The sequence below is a fragment of the Rhodococcus yananensis genome, from assembly GCF_020515525.1.
Classification (GTDB): Bacteria; Actinomycetota; Actinomycetes; order Mycobacteriales; family Mycobacteriaceae; genus Rhodococcus; species Rhodococcus yananensis.
This window is the reverse complement of record NZ_JAIYEP010000016.1, coordinates 39,941-60,392: the sequence shown is the minus strand read 5'-3', so window position 1 is coordinate 60,392 and position 20,452 is coordinate 39,941. Positions and strand designations below refer to the sequence as shown.

At 69.9% G+C, this 20,452-nt stretch carries 15 protein-coding genes; 8 read left to right on the top strand and 7 right to left on the bottom strand.

Annotation, left to right across the window (positions count from 1 at the left end; all coding sequences use genetic code 11):
• Positions 1-7 precede the first annotated feature (7 nt).
• Positions 8-1,603: a protein kinase domain-containing protein gene (locus tag LDQ05_RS06295; protein WP_226436036.1), complete on the top strand. Its 1,596-nt coding sequence runs from the start codon at positions 8-10 to the stop codon at positions 1,601-1,603.
• Positions 1,604-1,613: 10 nt separating this feature from the next.
• On the opposite strand, the gene lat is transcribed toward LDQ05_RS06295, so the two are convergent.
• Positions 1,614-2,948 carry an L-lysine 6-transaminase gene (gene lat, locus LDQ05_RS06290; RefSeq protein ID WP_226436035.1) on the bottom strand — a complete coding sequence of 445 codons (1,335 nt, stop codon included), beginning with the start codon at positions 2,946-2,948 and terminating at the stop codon, positions 1,614-1,616.
• Between the two features lie 68 nt (positions 2,949-3,016).
• Entirely contained in the window at positions 3,017-3,466 is a 450-nt protein-coding gene (locus tag LDQ05_RS06285; RefSeq protein ID WP_226436050.1) for an Lrp/AsnC family transcriptional regulator, read from the bottom strand.
• Positions 3,467-3,499: 33 nt separating this feature from the next.
• On the opposite strand from LDQ05_RS06285, the gene amaB reads away from it, so the two are divergent.
• On the top strand, positions 3,500-5,005 hold the full coding sequence (amaB, locus tag LDQ05_RS06280; protein WP_226436034.1) for an L-piperidine-6-carboxylate dehydrogenase: 1,506 nt from the start codon (positions 3,500-3,502) through the stop codon (positions 5,003-5,005).
• A 30-nt stretch (positions 5,006-5,035) separates the two neighbouring features.
• On the opposite strand, the gene LDQ05_RS06275 is transcribed toward amaB, so the two are convergent.
• Positions 5,036-5,944, bottom strand: a complete 909-nt coding sequence (locus LDQ05_RS06275) for a hypothetical protein (protein WP_226436033.1) — start codon at positions 5,942-5,944, stop codon at positions 5,036-5,038.
• Positions 5,945-6,184: 240 nt separating this feature from the next.
• Here LDQ05_RS06275 and LDQ05_RS06270 point away from each other — a divergent pair, with 240 nt between their 5' ends.
• The 4 genes from LDQ05_RS06270 to LDQ05_RS06255 all read left to right on the top strand — a co-directional run bounded on the left by LDQ05_RS06270 (position 6,185) and on the right by LDQ05_RS06255 (position 14,373).
• Positions 6,185-7,729, top strand: coding sequence for an AMP-binding protein (locus LDQ05_RS06270; protein ID WP_226436032.1), 1,545 nt, complete (start codon positions 6,185-6,187; stop codon positions 7,727-7,729).
• Positions 7,729-9,090 carry an FAD-binding oxidoreductase gene (locus LDQ05_RS06265; RefSeq protein ID WP_226436049.1) on the top strand — a complete coding sequence of 454 codons (1,362 nt, stop codon included), beginning with the start codon at positions 7,729-7,731 and terminating at the stop codon, positions 9,088-9,090. Before LDQ05_RS06270 ends, LDQ05_RS06265 begins: the two co-directional genes overlap by 1 nt.
• 96 nt (positions 9,091-9,186) lie before the next feature.
• Positions 9,187-9,744, top strand: a complete 558-nt coding sequence (locus LDQ05_RS06260; protein ID WP_226436048.1) for a hypothetical protein — start codon at positions 9,187-9,189, stop codon at positions 9,742-9,744.
• Positions 9,745-9,780: 36 nt separating this feature from the next.
• Positions 9,781-14,373: an ATP-dependent helicase gene (locus LDQ05_RS06255; RefSeq protein ID WP_226436031.1), complete on the top strand. Its 4,593-nt coding sequence runs from the start codon at positions 9,781-9,783 to the stop codon at positions 14,371-14,373.
• A gap of 43 nt (positions 14,374-14,416) precedes the next feature.
• On the opposite strand, the gene LDQ05_RS06250 is transcribed toward LDQ05_RS06255, so the two are convergent.
• The gene (locus LDQ05_RS06250; protein WP_226436047.1) at positions 14,417-15,010 is read right to left on the bottom strand and encodes a TetR/AcrR family transcriptional regulator; all 594 of its coding nucleotides are present in this window, start codon (positions 15,008-15,010) and stop codon (positions 14,417-14,419) included.
• 224 nt (positions 15,011-15,234) lie between these two features.
• On the opposite strand from LDQ05_RS06250, the gene LDQ05_RS06245 reads away from it, so the two are divergent.
• The gene (locus LDQ05_RS06245; protein ID WP_372461040.1) at positions 15,235-15,687 is read left to right on the top strand and encodes a hypothetical protein; all 453 of its coding nucleotides are present in this window, start codon (positions 15,235-15,237) and stop codon (positions 15,685-15,687) included.
• Positions 15,688-15,776: 89 nt separating this feature from the next.
• Here LDQ05_RS06245 and glpD read toward each other — a convergent pair whose 3' ends face one another.
• Positions 15,777-17,492 (bottom strand): glycerol-3-phosphate dehydrogenase, encoded by a 1,716-nt coding sequence (gene glpD, locus LDQ05_RS06240; protein WP_226436046.1) that lies wholly within the window; start codon positions 17,490-17,492, stop codon positions 15,777-15,779.
• A gap of 151 nt (positions 17,493-17,643) precedes the next feature.
• On the opposite strand from glpD, the gene glpK reads away from it, so the two are divergent.
• Positions 17,644-19,158 carry a glycerol kinase GlpK gene (gene glpK / locus LDQ05_RS06235; RefSeq protein WP_226436029.1) on the top strand — a complete coding sequence of 505 codons (1,515 nt, stop codon included), beginning with the start codon at positions 17,644-17,646 and terminating at the stop codon, positions 19,156-19,158.
• Here glpK and LDQ05_RS06230 read toward each other — a convergent pair.
• A complete protein-coding gene (locus LDQ05_RS06230; protein ID WP_226436028.1) occupies positions 19,143-19,967 on the bottom strand; it encodes a MerR family transcriptional regulator in 825 nt (274 codons plus the stop codon). The genes glpK and LDQ05_RS06230 overlap by 16 nt on opposite strands.
• Positions 19,964-20,386 carry a VOC family protein gene (locus tag LDQ05_RS06225; RefSeq protein WP_226436027.1) on the bottom strand — a complete coding sequence of 141 codons (423 nt, stop codon included), beginning with the start codon at positions 20,384-20,386 and terminating at the stop codon, positions 19,964-19,966. Before LDQ05_RS06225 ends, LDQ05_RS06230 begins: the two co-directional genes overlap by 4 nt.
• Positions 20,387-20,452 lie beyond the last annotated feature (66 nt).

The following is a 20,452-nucleotide window of genomic DNA, read 5'->3' as shown; positions in this document are numbered from 1 at the left end:
TGCAGCCGTGGGATGGAGCGGGGAACTGCGGCCGGGCTCGGAGTTCGCCGGGTACACGATCGAGAAGCTGCTCGGTGTGGGCGGGATGGCCGCCGTGTATCTCGCAGCACATCCGCACCTGCCCCGCTCGGTCGCGCTGAAGGTGCTGCATCCGTCGCTGACGTCCGACGAGTACGTCGCGACCCGCTTCGAGCGGGAGGCCGCACACGTCGCACGGTTCGAGCACCCCAACATCGTGCAGATCTACGACTGTGGACGGTGCGACGGTCGATCGTGGTTGACGATGCAGTACGTGGCCGGTGCGACGGCGGCGGATCTCGCGGTGACCGGTCCCGTCGCTCCGGGGCGGGCCGTGCACATCCTCACCGAAACCGGTAAGGCGCTCGATCACGCGCATCACGCGGGCGTCCTGCATCGCGACGTGAAACCCGCGAACATCCTCGTCGCCGACGCCGTGAGCGGCGAGGAGGCCGAGCGGGTGTTGCTCGCCGACTTCGGGATCGCCAAAGCGCTCGACGAGACGGGGCGCCTGACCCGTACGGGCACGTTCGCGGCGAGCCTGCAGAACGCCGCACCCGAGCAGTTCGACACGTCCGTCGCGCTGGACCACCGCGCCGACCAGTACTCGCTGGGCTGCACCTTCTTCCATCTGCTCACCGGCCATCCGCCGTACCCGGGTCGGACGCTGCCGCAGCTGTGGCACGGTCACGCGCACAGCCCGATCCCCCGGCCGAGCGCGACCGCGCCGCGCGTGCCGGCCGCGATGGACGCGGTGATCGCGCGGGCACTCGCGAAGGACCGCGACGACCGATTCGGGTCGTGTCAGGAGTTCTCCCAGGCGGCGCAGGCCGCCCTGGAGACGAGCGGGGACACACAGGTGTGGTCGGCACCGCAGCCACGCGACGTCGCGCGCAGCGGCGGATACCGGCATCGCACCCATCGGTCGTTGCGCGTGGTGCTCGCCGATGATTCGGTGCTGCTGCGGGAGGGGATCCGCAGTCTGCTGACCGAGGAGGGGATCGAGGTGGCCGGGGAGGCCGGGGACGCAACAGGACTCCTCGAACTCGTCGAACACGAACGGCCGGACGTGGCGGTCGTCGACATCAGGATGCCGCCGTCGCACACGGTGGAGGGAATCGAGGCGGCGCAGCGTATCCGCACGGAGTTCCCGGAGACCGCGGTGCTGTTGTTGTCGCAGTACGTCGAATCCGAGTACGTGATGGATCTGTTGGCGGCCGGCGCGAGCGGGGTCGGGTATCTGCTCAAGGATCGGGTCGCCGACGTCGACGAGTTCGTCGACTCGCTGCATCGCGTCGCCGATGGGGGGTCGGCGATCGATCCGGGTGTCGTGAGCCGCATGGTGTCGCGCCCGCACACCTCGACGCAGCCCATCGACGAGTTGTCCGCGCGCGAACGTGAGGTACTGGGTCTCATGGCGCAGGGCCGGTCGAATCGGGCGATCGGTGCGTCGCTGTTCCTCGGCGAACGCACCGTCGAGGCGCACATCCGCTCGATCTTCCTGAAGTTGGGTCTGCATCCCGAACCGGAGGACCATCGCCGTGTCCTCGCGGTCCTGACGCATCTCGAGGCCACGACGCGGTGACCCGTGCGGGTCAGGAGGCGGCGAGGACCCGATCGAGGGCGTCGAGGGCCTCGTCCAACTCCGCCGTCGTGACCGTCAACGGGGGCCGGAATCGGATGCTCCGCTCACCCGACCCGATCATGAGGACGTGCTCGTCGCGGTACAGCCGGGTCAGCACCGCATCCCGGAATTCCTCGGTGGGAAGCGTGATCGCACACATCAAGCCGCGACCGCGCGGCTCGGTGACGGTCGGGTGCACGGTGGCGAGGTGACGCAGACCCGCCAGCAGATGCGCGCCGGTGAGGCGGGCGCGGTCGACGAGCCGGTCACGTTCGATCACTTCGAGGATGCGTCGCGCCCGCACCATGTCGGTCAGGTTGCCTCCCCACGTGGAGTTGAGCCGCGACGACACCGCGAACACGTTCTCGGGTACGTCGTCGAGGCGACCACCGGCCATGATGCCGCACACCTGGGTCTTCTTCCCGAACGCGACGATGTCGGGGGCGATACCGAACTGTTGGTACGCCCACGTCGTGCCGGTCATGCCCACCCCGGTCTGCACCTCGTCGACGATCAGCAACGCGTCGTGCTCGCGACACAGGTGCTCCATCGCGCGGAAGAACTCGGGACGGAAGTGGTTGTCGCCGCCCTCCCCCTGGATGGGTTCGGCGACGAAGCAGGCGATGTCGTGGGGATGTGCCGCGAAGGCGACGCGGGCCTGCGCGAGCGCGTGCCCCTCCGCGGCGACCACGTCCCGGCCCTCGCACAGGTAGGGCGCATCGATGCGCGGCCAGTCGAACTTCGGGAACCGGTCGGTCTTCACCGGGTCCGTGTTCGTGAGCGACATCGTGTACCCGGTTCGCCCGTGGAACGCCTCGGTCAGGTGCAGCACGCGGGTGCCCAGCGCGGGATCGAGTCCGCGCGTCTCGTTGAGCCGGCTCTTCCAGTCGAACGCGGCCTTGAGCGCGTTCTCGACGGCGAGGGCGCCGCCGTCGACGAAGAACAGGTGGGGCAGCGACGGGTCGCCGAGCACCCTCGCGAACGTCTCGACGAACCGGGCCATGGGCACGCTGTAGATGTCCGAGTTGCTGGGCTTGTTCGCGGCGACGGCGACGAGCTCGTCGCGGAACGCGCGATCGTCGACCAGATCGGGGTGGTTCATCCCGAGCGCCGACGACGCGAAGAACCCGAACATGTCCAGCAGCACCGCGCCGTCGCGCGCATCGACGAGACGCACCCCCTTCGATCGGTCCAGGTCGAGGACCATCGGGAAGCCGTCGGCCAGGATGTGCTCGGCGAGGACGTCGTGAACGCGGTTCGGCGCCGACCGGTCGGCACCGCCGGTACTCCGGACTGCAGTGCTCATACCCCGAGGCTACGTGAATTTTTGGCGCACAAGCCTTACCTTTCGGAAAGTTTCCCGGTCGTTACCCGTCATCGCTCATAAAATGTCTGTAGAACGACGGTGCTGCGCGTCGCCACGTTCGCCGTCGCGCGGATCTCCTGGAGCAGATGCTCGAGTTCACGCGGCGACGCGACACGCACGAGCAGGATGTAGCTTTCGTCGCCCGCGACCGAGTGACACGATTCGATGGCGGCGATGTGCCGCAACCGCGCGGGCGCGTCGTCGGGTTGAGACGGGTCGAGAGGGGTGATCGCCACGAACGCCGACAGCATCAGCCCGAGGGCCTCCGGGTCCACCTTCGCGGTGTACCCGCGGATCACGTTGCGGGATTCGAGTCTGCGCACCCGCGACTGCACAGCCGAGATCGACAACCCGGCCTTGTCCGCGAGCGCCGACAGCGTGGAGCGCCCGTCGACCACCAGTTCGCGTAGCAGCAGCCTGTCCACCTCGTCCAACGATTCCTTCGATTCCACCACCAGCGCAGGGTAGCCGAGCGTGAAAGGACCCCACCCGTGAATACGTCGGACCGATTCCGCGCCCACGCCCGCACCGCCGCCGCGCAGTGCGGCGTCACAATTCCCGACGGGGACGGCCCGCTGACGGTCACGACGCCCGTCGACGGCAGTGTGCTCGCGCACATACGTCCGCACACCGCGCGGCAGGTCGACGCGGCGCTCGGTGCGGCGTCGGCAGCGTTCGACCGGTGGCGCGATGTTCCCGCCCCGCAACGCGGAAGGCTCGTCCGACGGTTCGGTGAACTGCTGGTCGAGCACAAGGAGGACCTCGCGACACTGGTCACGCTCGAGGCCGGGAAGATCCCGTCGGAGGCGCTCGGCGAGGTGCAGGAGATGATCGACATCTGCGACTTCGCGGTCGGTCTGTCACGTCAGTTGTACGGACGAACCATGCCCTCGGAACGTCCCGGTCACCGGCTGATGGAGACGTGGCATCCGCTGGGGGTGGTGGGGGTGATCTCGGCATTCAACTTCCCGGTCGCCGTGTGGTCGTGGAACACCGCGATCGCGCTCGTGTGCGGGGATCCGGTGGTGTGGAAGCCGTCGGAGGTCACGCCGCTCACGGCACTCGCGTGCGATGCGCTGCTCCGGCGGGCCGCAACCGACGTGGGCGCCCCCGACGGTCTGCACCACGTCCTGCTCGGCGATGCGACCGTCGGCGAGGCACTCGTCGACGATCCGCGGGTGGCATTGGTCAGCGCAACCGGGTCGGTGCCGATGGGACGCGAGGTCGGGCCCCGGGTCGCCGCGAGGTTCGGACGTTGCCTGCTCGAGCTCGGCGGAAACAACGCCGCGGTGGTGGCGCCGTCCGCGGACCTCGACCTCGCCGTCCGCGGAATCGTGTTCGCCGCCGCGGGCACCGCCGGTCAACGTTGCACCACCCTGCGCCGCGTGATCGTGCACCGGTCGATCGCGGCGGAGCTGGAAGGCCGCATCGCGAAAGCGTATTCGGGTCTGCGTGTGGGAAATCCGTTCGACGAGGGAGTCCTCGTCGGACCGCTGATCTCCGAGCGCGCGTACGAGGCGATGCGCGCCGCACTCGACCGTGCCGCACACGACGGCGGCACCGTGATCACCGGCGGCGAGCGGGTGGAGGTCCTCCCGGGCGGTGTGTACGTCACACCCGCACTGGTGCGGATGCCGGCGCAGACCGAAATCGTGCGGGAGGAGACGTTCGCCCCCGTCCTGTACCTGCTGGGCTACGACGACTTCGACGAGGCGATCGCGCTGCACAACGGTGTCCCGCAGGGATTGTCGTCGGCGATCTTCACCACCGATCAGCGGGAGGCCGAACGGTTCCTGGAGCGCTCCGACTGTGGGATCACCAATGTGAACATCGGAACGTCGGGTGCCGAGATCGGCGGGGCGTTCGGCGGCGAGAAGGCGACCGGGGGCGGGCGCGAGTCCGGGTCGGATTCGTGGAAGGCGTACATGCGCCGGGCCACGAACACGGTGAACCGTTCGGACGGGCTTCCGCTCGCGCAGGGAGTCGAATTCGGTTGATGCAGAACCTGATCGAACGCCGCTGCCGGATCAGACGTGCCGTCGCCGGATCCGGATCGGTTCGCCGGTCTCCACTCCCGCGTCGTCGAGCGGTGTCCCCTTCCGTTTCGCGATCTCGGACACCGACTCGACCGCCGCGAGCCCCGGCGATCCGGCGCGCGCCGGCGCTTCGTCGTAGAGCTCGAACCACGGGTAGCCGCGTGCGGCGTACTCGGCGGCGGTGAGCGGCTCGGTCGGCGGCGGCGCGCCCGTGAGGTCGTGCCACCGGGCGCTGTCGAGCAGATCGACACGCACGGTCGAGGACTGCCCGAGATCCCACGCGCCCGGCACTTCGACGGGTGTGGCGATGCCCTGCGTGACGGCGCCGCCGGCGCCGAGGCCCATCGCCGCAGGCATCACCGAGAACATCCGCACCGGCTCCTGCTCCCGCTCCTTCCGTCGCTTCTCCCAGACCTCGGCCCGGAGGGGATACGCGACGATCCGCACACCCCCGAGCGCCGGTGATTCGGACAGCTGCTCCTCCACCGTGCGGCCCTCACCGAGCCGCGCGGCGACGAACTGCCGCACCGACCCCCGCTCGACGCAGAACCCGTCGAGCCACGGCTGCTCGGGCACTTCGAAGTAGTCCTCGCCGTCGAAATCCGGTTCGGGTGACCACGCCCCACCGGTCACCGCGTTCACATCGCCGACGCCGACCTTGACCAGGAACGGATACCGGCAGTCGAACTTGATCCAACACGCCTCCGACTGCCACACGGGCAACGCCAGGCGGTCCCCGACCACCCGCACCGGGAACGTACCCAGGCTCGGCGGCAGCGGATACTCCCTGCCGTCGTCGGGCACGCGGACGGTGCGGTGGAAGGTCACCCGCAGTTCGGCAGCGGTGTGGACGTCGGGGAACTCGAAGTACAACGTGTCGTGGTCGACGCTCAACGCCATGACATCCCCAGCCCTTCTCCGGGCGCCGCGGTCGGTGCTACCGCAGCGCATCGATCAGTTCATCCTTCCGCACGTCCGAGTATCCGCGTGTCCGAGCGCCCGGTCGATCCGAGTTGCTCCGCACACTTCGTCGGGTGTGACCGTCCGCGGGTACCCCGCGCGTGAACCGCGCAGTCCGGGGACGCACACTCCGGGAGCACCCACTGTGGCGTACGCCACATCCTGTGGTAGACCATGGGCATGTACCCAGGGAACTTCGTCGCCGCCACCCCCGACAAGCCCGCGATCGTGCGGCCCTCCACCGGCGAATCGCGCACCTACCGGCAACTCGACGAGAACTCGCTGCGGCTGGCGAAACACCTGCGCGCGCTGGGGTTGCGGCGCGGTGACCACGTCGCGCTCGTCTCCGACAACGATCTGCGGGTCATGGAGGTGTACTGGGCGGCGTTGCGGTCGGGGCTCTACATCACCGCCGTCGATCACCACCTGACCCCCGACGAGGCGGCCTACATCGTCGGTGACTGCGGCGCGAAGGCCCTGATCGTATCGGCGAACGCGCTCTCCGCGGTCGACACCGCCCCCGATGCGTATCCCGGGGTCGAGCACCGCCTCGTGTACGGCGGGGTACTGCCCGGGTTCGACGAGTACGCGAGCACCCTCGACATGTACGACACCGCGCCGCTCGACGATCAGCCGCGGGGCCAGGACATGCTGTACTCGTCGGGTACCACGGGCCGCCCCAAGGGCATCGAACCGAAGCTGCCCGACGGGCAGATCCAGGAGATCCCCGACCCCTACACCGCGGTGTTCGCACCCATGTACGGCTTCGATGCCGACACCGTCTACCTGTGCCCGGCGCCGCTGTATCACGCTGCGCCGCTACGTTTCTGCGGGACGATCCAGTCCGTCGGCGGCACGGTGGTGCTGATGGATCGTTTCGATCCGGAGGACGCTCTCGCACTCATCGACCGGTACCGGGTGACCGCGAGCCAGTGGGTTCCCACCATGTTCGTGCGGATGCTGAAGCTCCCCGAGGAGACCCGCGCGAAGTACGACGTCTCCAGCATGAAGGTCGCCGTGCACGCCGCGGCACCGTGCCCACCCGAGATCAAACGGGCCATGATCGAATGGTGGGGGCCGGTGATCAACGAGTACTACGCCGCCACCGAAGGTTCGGGCGTGACGTTCATCGACTCCGCACAGGCCCTCGCCCACCCGGGCTCGGTGGGGCGCGACGGCGTTCTGGGTGTCGTGCACATCTGCGACGAGGACGGCGCCGAACTGCCCACCGGGTCCGTCGGCACGGTGTGGTGGGAACGGGACGAACGACCGTTCGAATATCACAACGATCCCGAGAAGACCGCGAAGGCGACACATCCCGAGCACCCGACGTGGACGACGAGCGGCGACATCGGGTACCTCGACGAGGACCGCTTCCTGTACCTCACCGACCGCGCCGCATTCATGATCATCTCCGGTGGGGTGAACATCTATCCGCAGGAATCGGAGAACGCGCTCACCCTGCACCCGAAGGTGTTCGACGTCGCCGTCATCGGAGTGCCCGACGCCGAGATGGGCGAGGTGGTCAAGGCCGTCGTGCAACTCGCCGACGGTGTCGAACCGGGGCCGGACGTCGAGCAGGAACTGCTCGCGTACGTGCGGTCGAAGGTGTCGCACTACAAGGCGCCGCGGAGCATCGACTTCTCCGACGACCTGCCCCGCACCCCCACCGGCAAGCTCGTCAAGCGCGAGCTGCGGGCCCGCTACCTGCCCGTCCCGTCGTGATCGACCCGGATCTGGAGGCGCTCGCCCGTTCGCTCCCGGCTGGTGTTCTGGTCACCGACCCGGACATTCTCGCCGGATACCGGCACGACCGGGCCGCCGATCCGGATGCCCGCGCACCGCGCGCGCTGGTGCGCGCCACGTCCACCGCCGACGTGCAGGCGACTCTGCGATGGGCGTCCGCGCACCGTGTGCCGGTCGTACCGCGCGGTGCCGGGACGAGTCTGTCGGGCGGGTCCGGGGGTCTCGCCGACGGGATCGTGCTCAGCACCGAGAAGATGCGCGCGATCGTCGTCGACCCCGCGACCCGCACCGCAGTCGCACAACCCGGATTGCTGAATGCGGAGGTCAAGGCCGCCGCGGCCGAGCACGAGCTGTGGTATCCGCCCGATCCGTCGTCGTTCGAGATCTGCTCGATCGGCGGGAACGTCGCCACCAACGCCGGAGGCCTGTGCTGCGTGAAGTACGGGGTGACCACCGATTACGTACTCGGACTGGAGGTGGTGCTCGCCGACGGTACCGCGGTGCGGCTCGGTGGTCCGCGACTCGAGGACGTCGCGGGCCTGTCGCTCACGAAACTGTTCGTCGGCAGCGAGGGCACGCTCGGGGTCGTCACCGAGGTCACGTTGCGACTGTTGCCGCCGCAGCCGCCCGCGGCGACGCTGGTCGCGACGTTCGCGTCGGTTCAGGCCGCGGCCGACGCCGTCGTCACGATCACCGGGGTGCTGCGACCGGCGATGCTCGAGTTCATGGACCGCACCACGATCGGGGCCGTGGAGGATGCGCTGCGGATGGGCCTCGACCGCGACGCGGCGGCGATGCTCATCGCGCGCTCCGACGCTGCGGGACCGGCCGCGGCGGCGGAGATCGAGACGATGGTGGCGGCGTGCCGCGACGCCGGGGCGACCGAGGTGTTCGACACCGCCGATCCCGACGAGGGTGAGGCATTCGCGGCGGCGAGGCGCATGGCGATCCCCGCCGTCGAGCGACTCGGCCCGCTTCTGCTCGAGGACGTCGGTGTGCCACTGCCGGCGCTACCCGACCTCGTCGCGGGTATCGCGGCGATCGCCGCCGCACAGGACGTGACGATCGCGGTGATCGCACACGCGGGTGACGGCAACACCCACCCGTTGATCGTGCACGATCCCGCCGATCCGGACCTGACGGCCCGCGCCCACGTCGCCTTCGGTGCCGTGATGGATCTGGCCATCGACCTCGGCGGCACGATCACCGGGGAGCACGGTGTGGGCCGGTTGAAGAAACCGTGGCTGCCGGCGCAGGTGGGTCCCGACGTGATGGCGTTGACCCGACGGGTCGAGGACGCCCTGGATCCGGCGGGCATCCTCAATCCGGTGGTGCTCTGATCCGGTCTGCCGGGTGGCCGTCCGCACCGGCTCGGCGACGGCACAGAACCGGCAGTACCGCCGAGCGACACGTCCGGCCATAATCGGGGCGTGAACATGCGTGCGCCCGAACCGGGCTTCGACCTTCCGTTGCGCGACACCCGGTATCGGGAACTCGAGCAGTACCCCGAGTTCGGGGCCGTGACCGCGTGGTTGCGGGACTATGTGCGGTCGACGGTTCCGAAACCGAGAATCAGCGAACGCGAGTACTGGTCCGTCACGTGCCTGCCCACCGACGACGCGTCCGAACAGGGCCACCGCCTCGTCAGCGTGTACGCCGGGGATCACGAGGTGGCGTGCCTCTACCTCGACCTGCGCACCGCCGGTGCGCGACGTCTGTGCGGCTTCGTGGCCGTCGACGCCGACAGCCTGCAGCGCGCGTGCGGCACCGATCTCGACACGATCGTCGCCGACAATCCCGAACTGCGGTTCCGCCCCTACGACGGGTACTGGTCGATCGGCTGGCTCGACACTCCCGCATGCCGCGAGCAGTTCGAGGCACTGCCGTGGCGCGGTGCCGCCACCGACCTCGTCTCCGGGCTCATGCGGGCCGGTCGCAACAGTTCGGCGCGCACACACTGCCCGCAGATCGCGATGTTCGTGTTCGACGACTGACCGGTCGCTGTCGGTGCCGGGGTGCACGATGGACGGGTGACCGACGTCCTCGACCGCTTCACGGCACCCACGCGGGCGTGGTTCGACGGCGCGTTCGACGCGCCGACGACCGCTCAGCTCGGCGCATGGGATGCCGTGTCGTCCGGTGCGCACACCCTGGTGGTCGCGCCGACGGGATCCGGCAAGACGCTGTCGGCGTTCCTGTGGTCCCTCGACCGGCTCGCCTCGACCCCGATCGACGTCCACGCCGCACGCGAACACCGCACCCGCGTGCTGTACATCTCGCCGCTCAAGGCGCTCGGGGTGGACGTCGAACGGAACCTGCGTGCCCCGCTCGTCGGCATCACGCAGACGGCGCGCCGCCTCGGGGTGGAACCGCCGGAGATCACCGTCGGGGTCCGTTCCGGCGACACCCCCCAGGCCACACGACGGACCCTGGCCCGCACCCCGCCCGACATCCTCATCACCACACCCGAGTCGCTGTTCCTGATGCTGACCTCCGCGGTCCGCGACACCCTCGCCGGTGTCGACACGGTGATCGTCGACGAGGTGCACGCGGTTGCCGGCACCAAGCGCGGTGCCCATCTGGCACTGTCGCTCGAACGGCTCGACCGGCTGCTGCCGACCCCGGCACAACGCATCGGGTTGTCCGCCACCGTGCGCCCGCCCGAGGAGGTCGCACGGTTCCTCGCGGGCAACGCTCCCGTGCGGATCGTGGCGCCGCCGGCGAGCAAGACCTGGGATCTGACCGTGCAGGTGCCGGTCGAGGACATGACCGAACTCGGTGTGGCACCGGCGGCCCCGACCGACGACCCCGCCGCGGCGTTCCCGGACGACGAACCCGCCCTCCCGCAGACCGGCTCGATCTGGCCGCACGTCGAGGAACAGATCGTCGATCTCGTCGAAACGCACCGCTCCACCATCGTGTTCGCGAATTCGCGGCGGCTCGCCGAACGGCTCACGGCCCGGCTCAACGAGATCCACGTCGAGCGCACCGGCGGCACCGTCACCCGCGAGGGTGCACCCCCGTCGCAGTCGGGGTTGCCGTCGGAGGTCGGGTACGGGGCGGATCCGGTGCTGGCGCGCGCCCACCACGGGTCGGTGAGCAAGGAGCAGCGCGCGCTGATCGAGGACGACCTCAAATCGGGGCGGTTGCGCTGTGTCGTCGCGACCTCGAGTCTCGAACTCGGCATCGACATGGGCTCCGTCGACCTGGTGATCCAGGTGGAGTCCCCACCGTCCGTCGCGAGCGGATTGCAGCGCGTGGGCCGGGCCGGCCACCGCGTCGGCGAGACCTCCCGCGGGGTGTTCTTCCCCAAACACCGCACCGATCTGCTGCACTGCGCGGTGACCGTCGAGCGGATGGTCGCCGGTCGCATCGAGGCCCTGCAGATCCCCGCGAACCCCCTCGACGTACTCGCACAGCAGACGGTCGCCGCCGCCGCACTCGAACCGATCGACGTCGACGACTGGTTCGACACCGTCCGTCGTAGCGGCTCGTTCGCCACCCTCTCCCGCGGGGTGTACGAGGCCGTCCTCGATCTGCTCGCCGGGCGCTACCCGTCCGACGAGTTCGCCGAACTGCGTCCGCGCCTGGTGTGGGACCGCACCGACGGCACCCTCACCGGTCGGCCCGGCGCCCAACGACTCGCGGTCACCTCGGGCGGCACCATCCCCGACCGGGGCCTGTTCGCGGTGTACATGGTCGGCGAGAAGAACACCCGCGTCGGCGAACTCGACGAGGAGATGGTGTACGAGTCCCGGGTCGGTGACGTGTTCACGCTCGGCGCGACCAGCTGGCGCATCGAGGACATCACCTTCGACCGGGTGCTGGTCTCCCCCGCCTACGGCCGCCCCGGACGGTTGCCGTTCTGGCACGGCGACAACCCGGGCAGGCCCGCCGAGCTCGGCGCTGCACTCGGGGCGTTCGTCCGCGATCTCGGGCAGGCCGACCGGGACGATGCCGTCACCCGCTGCCACACGGGCGGCCTCGATGCGTACTCCACCGCGAATCTGCTGCGCCTGCTCGACGAGCAACGCACCGCGACGGGACGGCTGCCCACCGACCGCACGCTCGTCGTCGAACGATTCCGCGACGAACTCGGCGACTGGCGGCTGGTGCTGCACTCACCGTACGGATTGCGGGTACACGCACCGTGGGCGCTGGCGGTGGGCTCGCGGATGCACGAACGCTACGGTGTCGACACCCATCCCACCCCGTCCGACGACGGCATCATCGTGCGGGTGCCCGACACCGAGGACGACCCGCCGGGCGCCGACGTGTTCGTCTTCGACCACGACGAGATCGAGGACCTGGTCACCGACGCGGTGGGTGGTTCCGCCCTGTTCGCGTCGCGCTTCCGCGAGTGCGCGGCACGCGCATTGCTGCTGCCGCGCCGCAACCCGGGAAAGCGGGCACCGCTGTGGCAGCAGCGGCAGCGCGCGGCGCAACTGCTCGATGTCGCCCGCCGCTATCCGGATTTCCCGATCCTGCTCGAGACGGTGCGGGAATGCCTGCAGGACGTCTACGACCTGCCCGCATTGCGCGACCTGCTCGGGCAGGTCGCCCGCCGCCGGATCCGGCTCGTGGAGGTGGAGACCGCCTCGGCGTCCCCGTTCGCGACGTCGCTGTTGTTCGACTACGTCGGCGAGTTCCTGTACGAAGGCGACAGCCCACTGGCCGAACGGCGCGCCGCCGCACTCTCGCTCGACTCGGCGCTGCTCGCCGAGCTGCTCGGCCGCGTCGAACTGCGTGAACTCCTCGACGCCGACGTGCTCGAACGCGCCGAACTCGAACTGCAACGTCTCGTACCCGAGCGACATGCCCGCGATGCCGAAGGTGTCGCCGACCTGCTGCGCCTGCTCGGTCCCCTCACCGCCGGGGAACTGGCCCAGCGGTGCACCGGTGATCCGGCACCGTGGCTCGCGGACCTGGCGGCACGACGTCGGGTGCTGGAGGTGTCGTTCGCGGGCCGGCAGTGGTGGACGGCGATCGAGGACGCCTCCCGCCTGCGCGATGCGCTCGGCGTCCCGTTGCCGATCGGGGTTCCGTCCGCCTTCGTCGAGCCCGTCGCCGATCCGCTGGGTGATCTGACGGGACGGTTCGCGCGTACCCATGGCCCGTTCACCGTCGCGCAGGTCGCCGAACGATTCGGGCTCGGCAGCGCCGTGGTCGACACGGTGCTGCAGCGTCTGGCATCCGAGAAACGCGTCACCCCGGGCGAATTCCGACCGGGTGCAGCGGGGCCGGAGTGGTGCGACAGCGAGGTGTTGCGGCGGCTGCGGCGACGGTCGCTGGCCGCGGCGCGTCACGAGGTGGAACCGGTGAGCACCGCGACGCTGGGCCGGTTCCTGCCCGACTGGCATCATCTCGGCGGCGGTCCCGGTACGGAGGCTCTGTACGGCGTCGACGGTGTCGCGGCGGTGATCGAGCAGATCGCGGGGGTCCGGGTTCCCGCGAGCGCCCTCGAGCCGTTGATCCTCGCGCCGCGGGTCCGCGACTACCGCCCGACGATGCTCGACGAGCTGACCGCCGCCGGTGAGATCGTGTGGTCCGGATCCGGTGCGATCTCCGGCAAGGACGGCTGGGTCGCGTTGCACCCCGCCGACCTCGCACCCGCGACCCTCGCTCCCGTCGACGACATCGACCTGTCCGACGTGCACCGTGCGATCCTCGAGTCGCTCGCCGGCGGCGGTGCCTTCTTCTTCCGCGGGCTCGCCGACGCGGTGACGGCGTCCGCTCCCGACTCGACCGTCTCCGACACGACGGTGGCGGCGGCGCTGTGGGATCTGGTGTGGAGCGGGCATCTCACCGGCGACACGCTCGCCCCGCTGCGCGCGTTGATCGGCGACACCTCACGTGCCACACCCGCGCACCGCGCGCCGCGGCGCCCCCCGCGGGCCCGGATGTACCGCGCGCGGCCCGCGACGACGCAGCGCAGCGGCCCACCCACCGTCGCGGGCCGATGGTCGCTGCTGCCGGCCCGCGAGACCGGACCGACCGTACGCGCGCACACGACCGCGGAGCTGCTCCTCGAACGGTACGGCGTGGTCACCCGGGGATCGGTGGAAGCGGAGTCCGTACCGGGTGGTTTCGCGCTGGTGTACAAGGTGCTGGGCCGGTTCGAGGAGTCCGGCCGGTGCCGGCGCGGATACTTCGTGGAGTCACTCGGCGGCGCACAGTTCTCCACCCCCGACGTCGTCGACAGGCTGCGCTCGTTCTCCGACTCGCTCGAGGGTCGACACACCGAAACGGCGGCCGTGACCCTCGCGGCGTGCGACCCCGCGAATCCGTACGGTGCGGCGCTGCCGTGGCCGAAGAGCACCGTGGGGGACGGTGGTACACGCCACCGTCCCGGCCGCAAGGCAGGTGGTCTCGTCGTGCTCGTCGACGGATCCCTCGCGATGTTCGTCGAACGGGGCGGACGCACGGTGCTCACGTTCACCGGCGATCCGGGGATCCTGCGGGTGGCGTGCGGTTCCCTGGCCGCGACGGTCAAGCGCGGCGGGGTGGACCGGATCGTCGTCGAGAAGGTCGACGGCGCGTCCATCCACGGTCACGGATTCGCAGACCTGCTCGCCGAGTCCGGGTTCTCGGCGACGCCGCGCGGCTACCGATTGCGGTCGTGACGTGCCCGAGCGCGGTTCGTGTACCGACCGCGGGGCCGCCGCATCAGCCGGCGGGGCCCGCGGATCGGTGAGCGTCGTGGCCGGCGCGTTCGAGCAGCGTCACGCAGTGCCGGATCAGGGTTTCCCTCGGCACGTCGACCGCACCGTCGAGGTACCCCATGAACAGGCTCGTCAGCGCCCCCACGAGCCCGAATGCGACCATCGTGCGCACGGCGTCGTCGTCGATCGCGGTGAGCTGCGCGCTGACGAGCGCGACGAACACGGGGGCGAGTTCGACGCCGCGGCCGCTGATCGCCGGCTCGCGTAACGGTGCGAGCAGCAGCATCCGCCCCATCGCCGGTTCGTCGACCATCAGCGACACGAACGCCCGCACCGCGGACTCCGCCCGGCACGACGGTTCGGCACCGTCGACGGCCTCGACCAACACATCGCGGGCACGGGCCCCGACGTGGGCGTAGACCTCGCGGACGAAACCGTCGCGGTCGGTGAAACTCTCGTAGAAGTATCGTTCCGTCAACCCCGCCGCGCGACACACCGCACGCACACCGCCGCCGGCGCCGTCCGCCGCTCCGAGGACCTCGACACCGGCGGCGAGCAACTGTTCGCGGCGTACACGGCGACGCTCGTCCAGTGCGATACCCGCCCAGCTGCGGCGAGAAGTGGCCACCTGATCGATTCCCGTCGTCGACTGTGTACTGCGCGAATCCTACTCCGACGACCGACCCGGTCTGCGGCACCCGCTCGGGACACCGTCCACCGCCCGAATTCGACCACCGGAGACGATCCGATGTGACACGCTGAGGTGTGCCCGCCGTCCTGACCCGCCACCGACCACTGCCGGAGCGGTCCGCCTCGGGCCGGATGAGCGCCTACATCTACGGCAACCTCATCGTGCTCGCCACCCTGGTACCCATCACCACCACCTCTCAGTACGTGGGTATCGCGATCGTGCTCGGCACATCGTTCTCGACGTTCCTGGCCCACGCCTTCGCCGAGGCGGTGGCGCTGTCGGTGCACGAAGGCAAGGAACTCTCGCGCGCCGAACGCCTCGGGGAGCTACGCGACTCGGTGCCGATCCTCTCGTCGGCGGTGATGCCGTGCCTGATCCTCGCGACGGCATGGGTGGGGTGGCTCGAGCCGCGCACCGCCCAGACCCTCGCCGAGGTCACCGTGCTGGTGCGCATCGCGTCGACGGTGTTCGTGATCCAGCGTCTGCTCGGTCGCAGACCGACCACATCGACGGTCGTCGCGGCCGCAGCGATCGCCGTCACGGCCACCATCGTGGTGGTCGTGAAGATCGCCCTCACGCACTGACGCGGTGTCCGCGTCCTCACGCACTGACGCGGTGTCCGCGTCCCCGTGAACGATCCGGCGTCCCGCGGCCCGGTCAGGTGCGTCACTGCTCAGCGCGGCACGGGAACGGGTTCGAGGATCTCCGCGCGGGCCTCCGGCGCGGCCGCGCGCAGGGCATCGGCCGATTCGTCGTCGGGTTGCGTCTGCGAACGGATCTCGGCGTCGACCCGGGCCCGGTAGGTCTCGACCTCGCGCTCCACGGTCGCGTCGTCCCACCCCAGCACCGGCGCGACGAGCCGCGCGACCTGCTCGGCACAGTGCATCCCGCGGTGCGGGTACTCGATGGAGATGCGGGTGCGGCGGGCGAGGATGTCCTCGAGGTGCAGTGCCCCCTCCGCCGCGGCCGCGTACACCGCCTCCACCTGCAGGTACTGCGGGGCGTCGGTGAGCGGTTCGAGCAGTTCCGGGCTGGCCTGCGCGTAGCCGAGGACGTCGTCGATCAACGACCCGTAGCGATCCAACAGATGCTTGATCCGGTACGGGTGCAGGCCGTACTGCTCGGCGAGGTTCATGGTCTGGTTCACCAGCGCGAAGTAGCCGTCGGCGCCGAGGAGCGGCACCTTCTCGGTGATCGACGACGCGATGCGGGTGGGGATGTCCTCGGCCGCGACGTCGACGGCGTCCTCTGCCATCACCCGATAGGTGGTGTACTTGCCGCCGGCGATCGCGATCAGGCCGGGTGCGACCCGCGCGACGGCGTGCTCGCGCGACAGCTTCGACGTCTCGTCGCTCTCCCCCGCGAGCAACGGGCGCAGCCCCGCGTACACGCCGTCGATGTCGTCGTGGGTCAGCGGCGCCACGAGCACCTTGTTGACGTGTGTGAGCAGATAGTCGATGTCGGCCTTCGTCGCCGCCGGATGCGCCAGGTCGAGATTCCAGTCGGTGTCGGTGGTCCCGATGATCCAATGGTTGCCCCACGGGATCACGAACAGCACCGACTTCTCGGTGCGCAGGATGATCGCCGAATCACTGACGATCCGGTCGCGCGGCACGACGATGTGCACACCCTTCGAGGCGCGCACCCGGAATCGGCCACGCTGTCGCGACAAGGCCTGCAGTTCGTCGGTCCACACACCGGTCGCGTTGATCACGACGCTCGCTCGGACCTCGGTGACGGCGCCGGATTCGCTGTCGCGCACCCGGACTCCCGAGACGCGATCGGCTTCGCGCAGGAAGCCGACGACCTGCGTGGACGTCCGGACGACTGCGCCGTACTGGGCCGCGGTGCGGGCCACCGTCATGGTGTGCCGGGCGTCGTCGACGACGGTGTCGTAGTAGCGGATCCCCCCGACGAGCGCGTCGCGGCGCATCCCCGGTGCCATCCGCAACGCACCGGCCCGGGTCAAGTGTTTCTGCGCGGGAACGGATTTCGCTCCGCCCATCCGGTCGTACAGAAAAATTCCCGCCGCGATGTAGGGCCGCTCCCAACCACGATGGGTGAGCGGGAACAGGAACTTCAACGGCTTGACCAGGTGTGGGGCGAGCGTGGTCAGCGACAGCTCCCGCTCCCGCAGTGCCTCGCGGACCAGACCGAACTCGAGTTGCTCCAGGTATCGCAGGCCGCCGTGGAACATCTTCGACGACCGGCTCGAGGTGCCGGACGCGAAATCGCGGGCCTCCACCAACGCCACCCTCAGTCCGCGGGTGGCGGCGTCGAGCGCAGTTCCGGCGCCGACCACACCCCCACCGATGACCACGACGTCGAATTCCCCGTCACCGAGGTGCCGCCACGCGTCGGCACGCTGCTGCGGCCCGAGGATCTGCATATCGGACTGGTTGGACACCGCACCGCTCCCGTGAGTCGCCGACGTATCGCGCACAAGGGTAGTAGTTTCGAGCCCACTGCGCTGGCCCATCGGGCCCATGCATTCTGTGACCTGCGCAGCAGACGCGACCCGCCGGACCTCGAGGACCACCGTGAACCAGTACATCGCCGCGATCGACCAGGGAACCACGTCCAGCCGCTGCATCATCTTCGACCACGACGGACGGGTGGTGTCCGTCGCGCAGAAGGAACACCGGCAGATCTTCCCGCGCGCCGGCTGGGTGGAGCACGACCCCGACGAACTGTGGCTCACCACCCGCGAGGTCGGGGCGGCGGCTCTGGCGAAGGCGGACCTGCGGCGCGCCGACATCGCGGCGATCGGCATCACCAACCAGCGGGAGACCACCGTCGTGTGGGATCGCACGACCGGACGGCCCGTGTACAACGCGATCGTGTGGCAGGACACCCGCACCGACCGACTCGTCGACCGGCTCGGCGGCGACGCCGGCCCCGATCGCTACCGCACGACGACGGGCCTGCCGTTGTCGACCTACTTCTCCGGACCGAAGATCCGCTGGATACTCGACAACGTCGACGGTGCCCGCGAGAAGGCGGAGGCCGGTGAACTCGCGTTCGGTACCGTCGACAGCTGGATCGTGTGGCACCTGACCGGCGGCACCGGCGAGGACGGTAGCGAGCCCGGTGTGCACGTCACCGACGTCACCAACGCGTCGCGCACGATGCTGATGGATCTGAAGACACTGCAATGGGATCCGCAGATCTGCGACGACTTCGGGATTCCGGCGTCCATGCTGCCGCAGATCCGCAGTTCGTCCGAGGTGTACGGATACGCGCGGGAACGCGGCCCGCTCGCAGGGGTTCCCGTGGCCGGCATCCTCGGTGATCAGCAGGCCGCCACCTTCGGGCAGGCGTGCCTGTCCCCCGGGGAAGCGAAGAACACCTACGGCACAGGCAATTTCCTGCTCCTGAATACCGGCACCACCCCGGTCGTCAGCGACCACGGGCTGCTCACGACCGTCTGCTATCGCATCGGCGATGCCCCCGCGGTGTACGCACTCGAAGGCTCGGTCGCGGTCACCGGGTCCCTCGTCCAATGGCTCCGCGACAACCTCGGAATCATCGGGTCCGCCGCCGAGATCGAACAGCTCGCGGCAGCGGTCCCCGACAACGGGGGCGCCTACTTCGTCCCCGCGTTCTCCGGGCTGTTCGCACCGCGCTGGCGCCCCGACGCGCGCGGCGCGATCGTGGGCCTGACCCGGTTCGTCGACAAACGCCACCTGGCCCGGGCGGCCCTCGAGGCCACCGCCTATCAGACCCGTGAGGTGCTCGAGGCGATGCGCGCCGACTCCGCGGTCGGTCTGCGCACACTCAAGGTCGACGGCGGGATGGTCGCCAACGAGCTGCTCATGCAGTTCCAGTCGGACATCCTCGGTGTCCCGGTGGTGCGGCCGGTCGTGCCGGAGACGACCGCGCTCGGCGCGGCGTACGCCGCCGGGATCGCCGTCGGTTACTGGAGCGGCGAAGACGACATCCGCCGGAACTGGGCGGCCGACAAGACCTGGGAACCCACCATGGACGCCGACGAACGCGAACGCCTCTATGCCGCGTGGAACAAGGCCGTCGAACGGACCTACGACTGGGTCTGACCCATCCCGGTCGCGCAGGCGGACGTCGGCAGGGCGTGCGCGACCCTCGTGCGCATGTTCTCCTGCCCGACCTCCGCGGGGTCGGTGAGGTAGTACTCCCGGACGGGACCGACGGCGTCGACGCCGCGCATCGACAGATCGGTGAACAACGCGTGGTACGCGACGGGCAGCAGCGACACCGGGCCGGTGAACTCGACCGCGACGAAGAGGCCGCCGGGCAGGTGGACGGCGCCGGCGACGTCCGGTGTCGCCTCGATCCCGACCCCGAAGTCGACGGGTCCGGCGAGCACGGCCGGATACCGGCCCACCACCGGCGCACCGAGGTCGAGACCGAGCGCGGCGGCTTCACCGAGCAGATCCTCGATCGCGCGCGCGACCGTGCGGTCCAGATCGTCCGACTCGGACCTGCCGTCCCGCCACAGCACCACCTGATCGTCGATGCGGAGCACGCGCACGGGCAGGTCCGCCGAGACCATCTGTTCGAGCGATCCGACGAGCGCGAGCGAACGCAGCGCCCGCTGCGCCTCGGTCTCGATGCGGGCCCTCTCGGCGGCCAGCACGTGGGCGCCTCCCGCCGGGTCGCCGACGATCTCCCGGATCGCCGCGATCGACACCCCGGCGCGTCGCAGCAGACCGATCCGCAGCGCGGTCGCGAGTTGGGCACCCCCGTAGTAGCGGTATCCCGTGTACGGATCCACCCGGCCCGGGGTGAGCAGACCCTCGGCGTCGTAGTGACGCAGCGCCTTCACTGTGAGCCGCGACACTCTCGCGAACTCACCGATGGTCATCCACCGGCCGGGATCGCTCACGTCGCAACGGCCTCCGAGCCGGCCGTGCCGAACTCCCCCGCATACGGGATCACGGTGATCACATCGACGAGCAGCCCGTCGGGGTCGACGGTCATGAAGTGCCTCTGCCCGAAGTCCTCGCTGCGCAGGTCCAGGGCGACGGGAAGCCCCGCCGCCCGCGCACGCTCGTGCACGGCGTCGACGTCGTCGACCTCGACCGAGACGAGCACACCCGCGGGCGAACCCCGATACCCGTCCGGGATCGTCGCGTGTCCGTGGACGACCAACCCGAGTTGCACCGATTCGTCGTCGGTGGACTGCAACTGTACGTACCAGTCGCCGTCGAAGACGACGGCCAGCCCGAGCAGGTCCACGTAGAACTCGCGGCTGCGGCGGAGGTCGGCGACGGGGACGACCGGGAAGATGCTGTGTGTGGTCATGGTTCCACCGTCGACCCTCCCCCGAGGGGAGGGTCAACGGCAGCCGCGACCGTTGCCACCGCCATC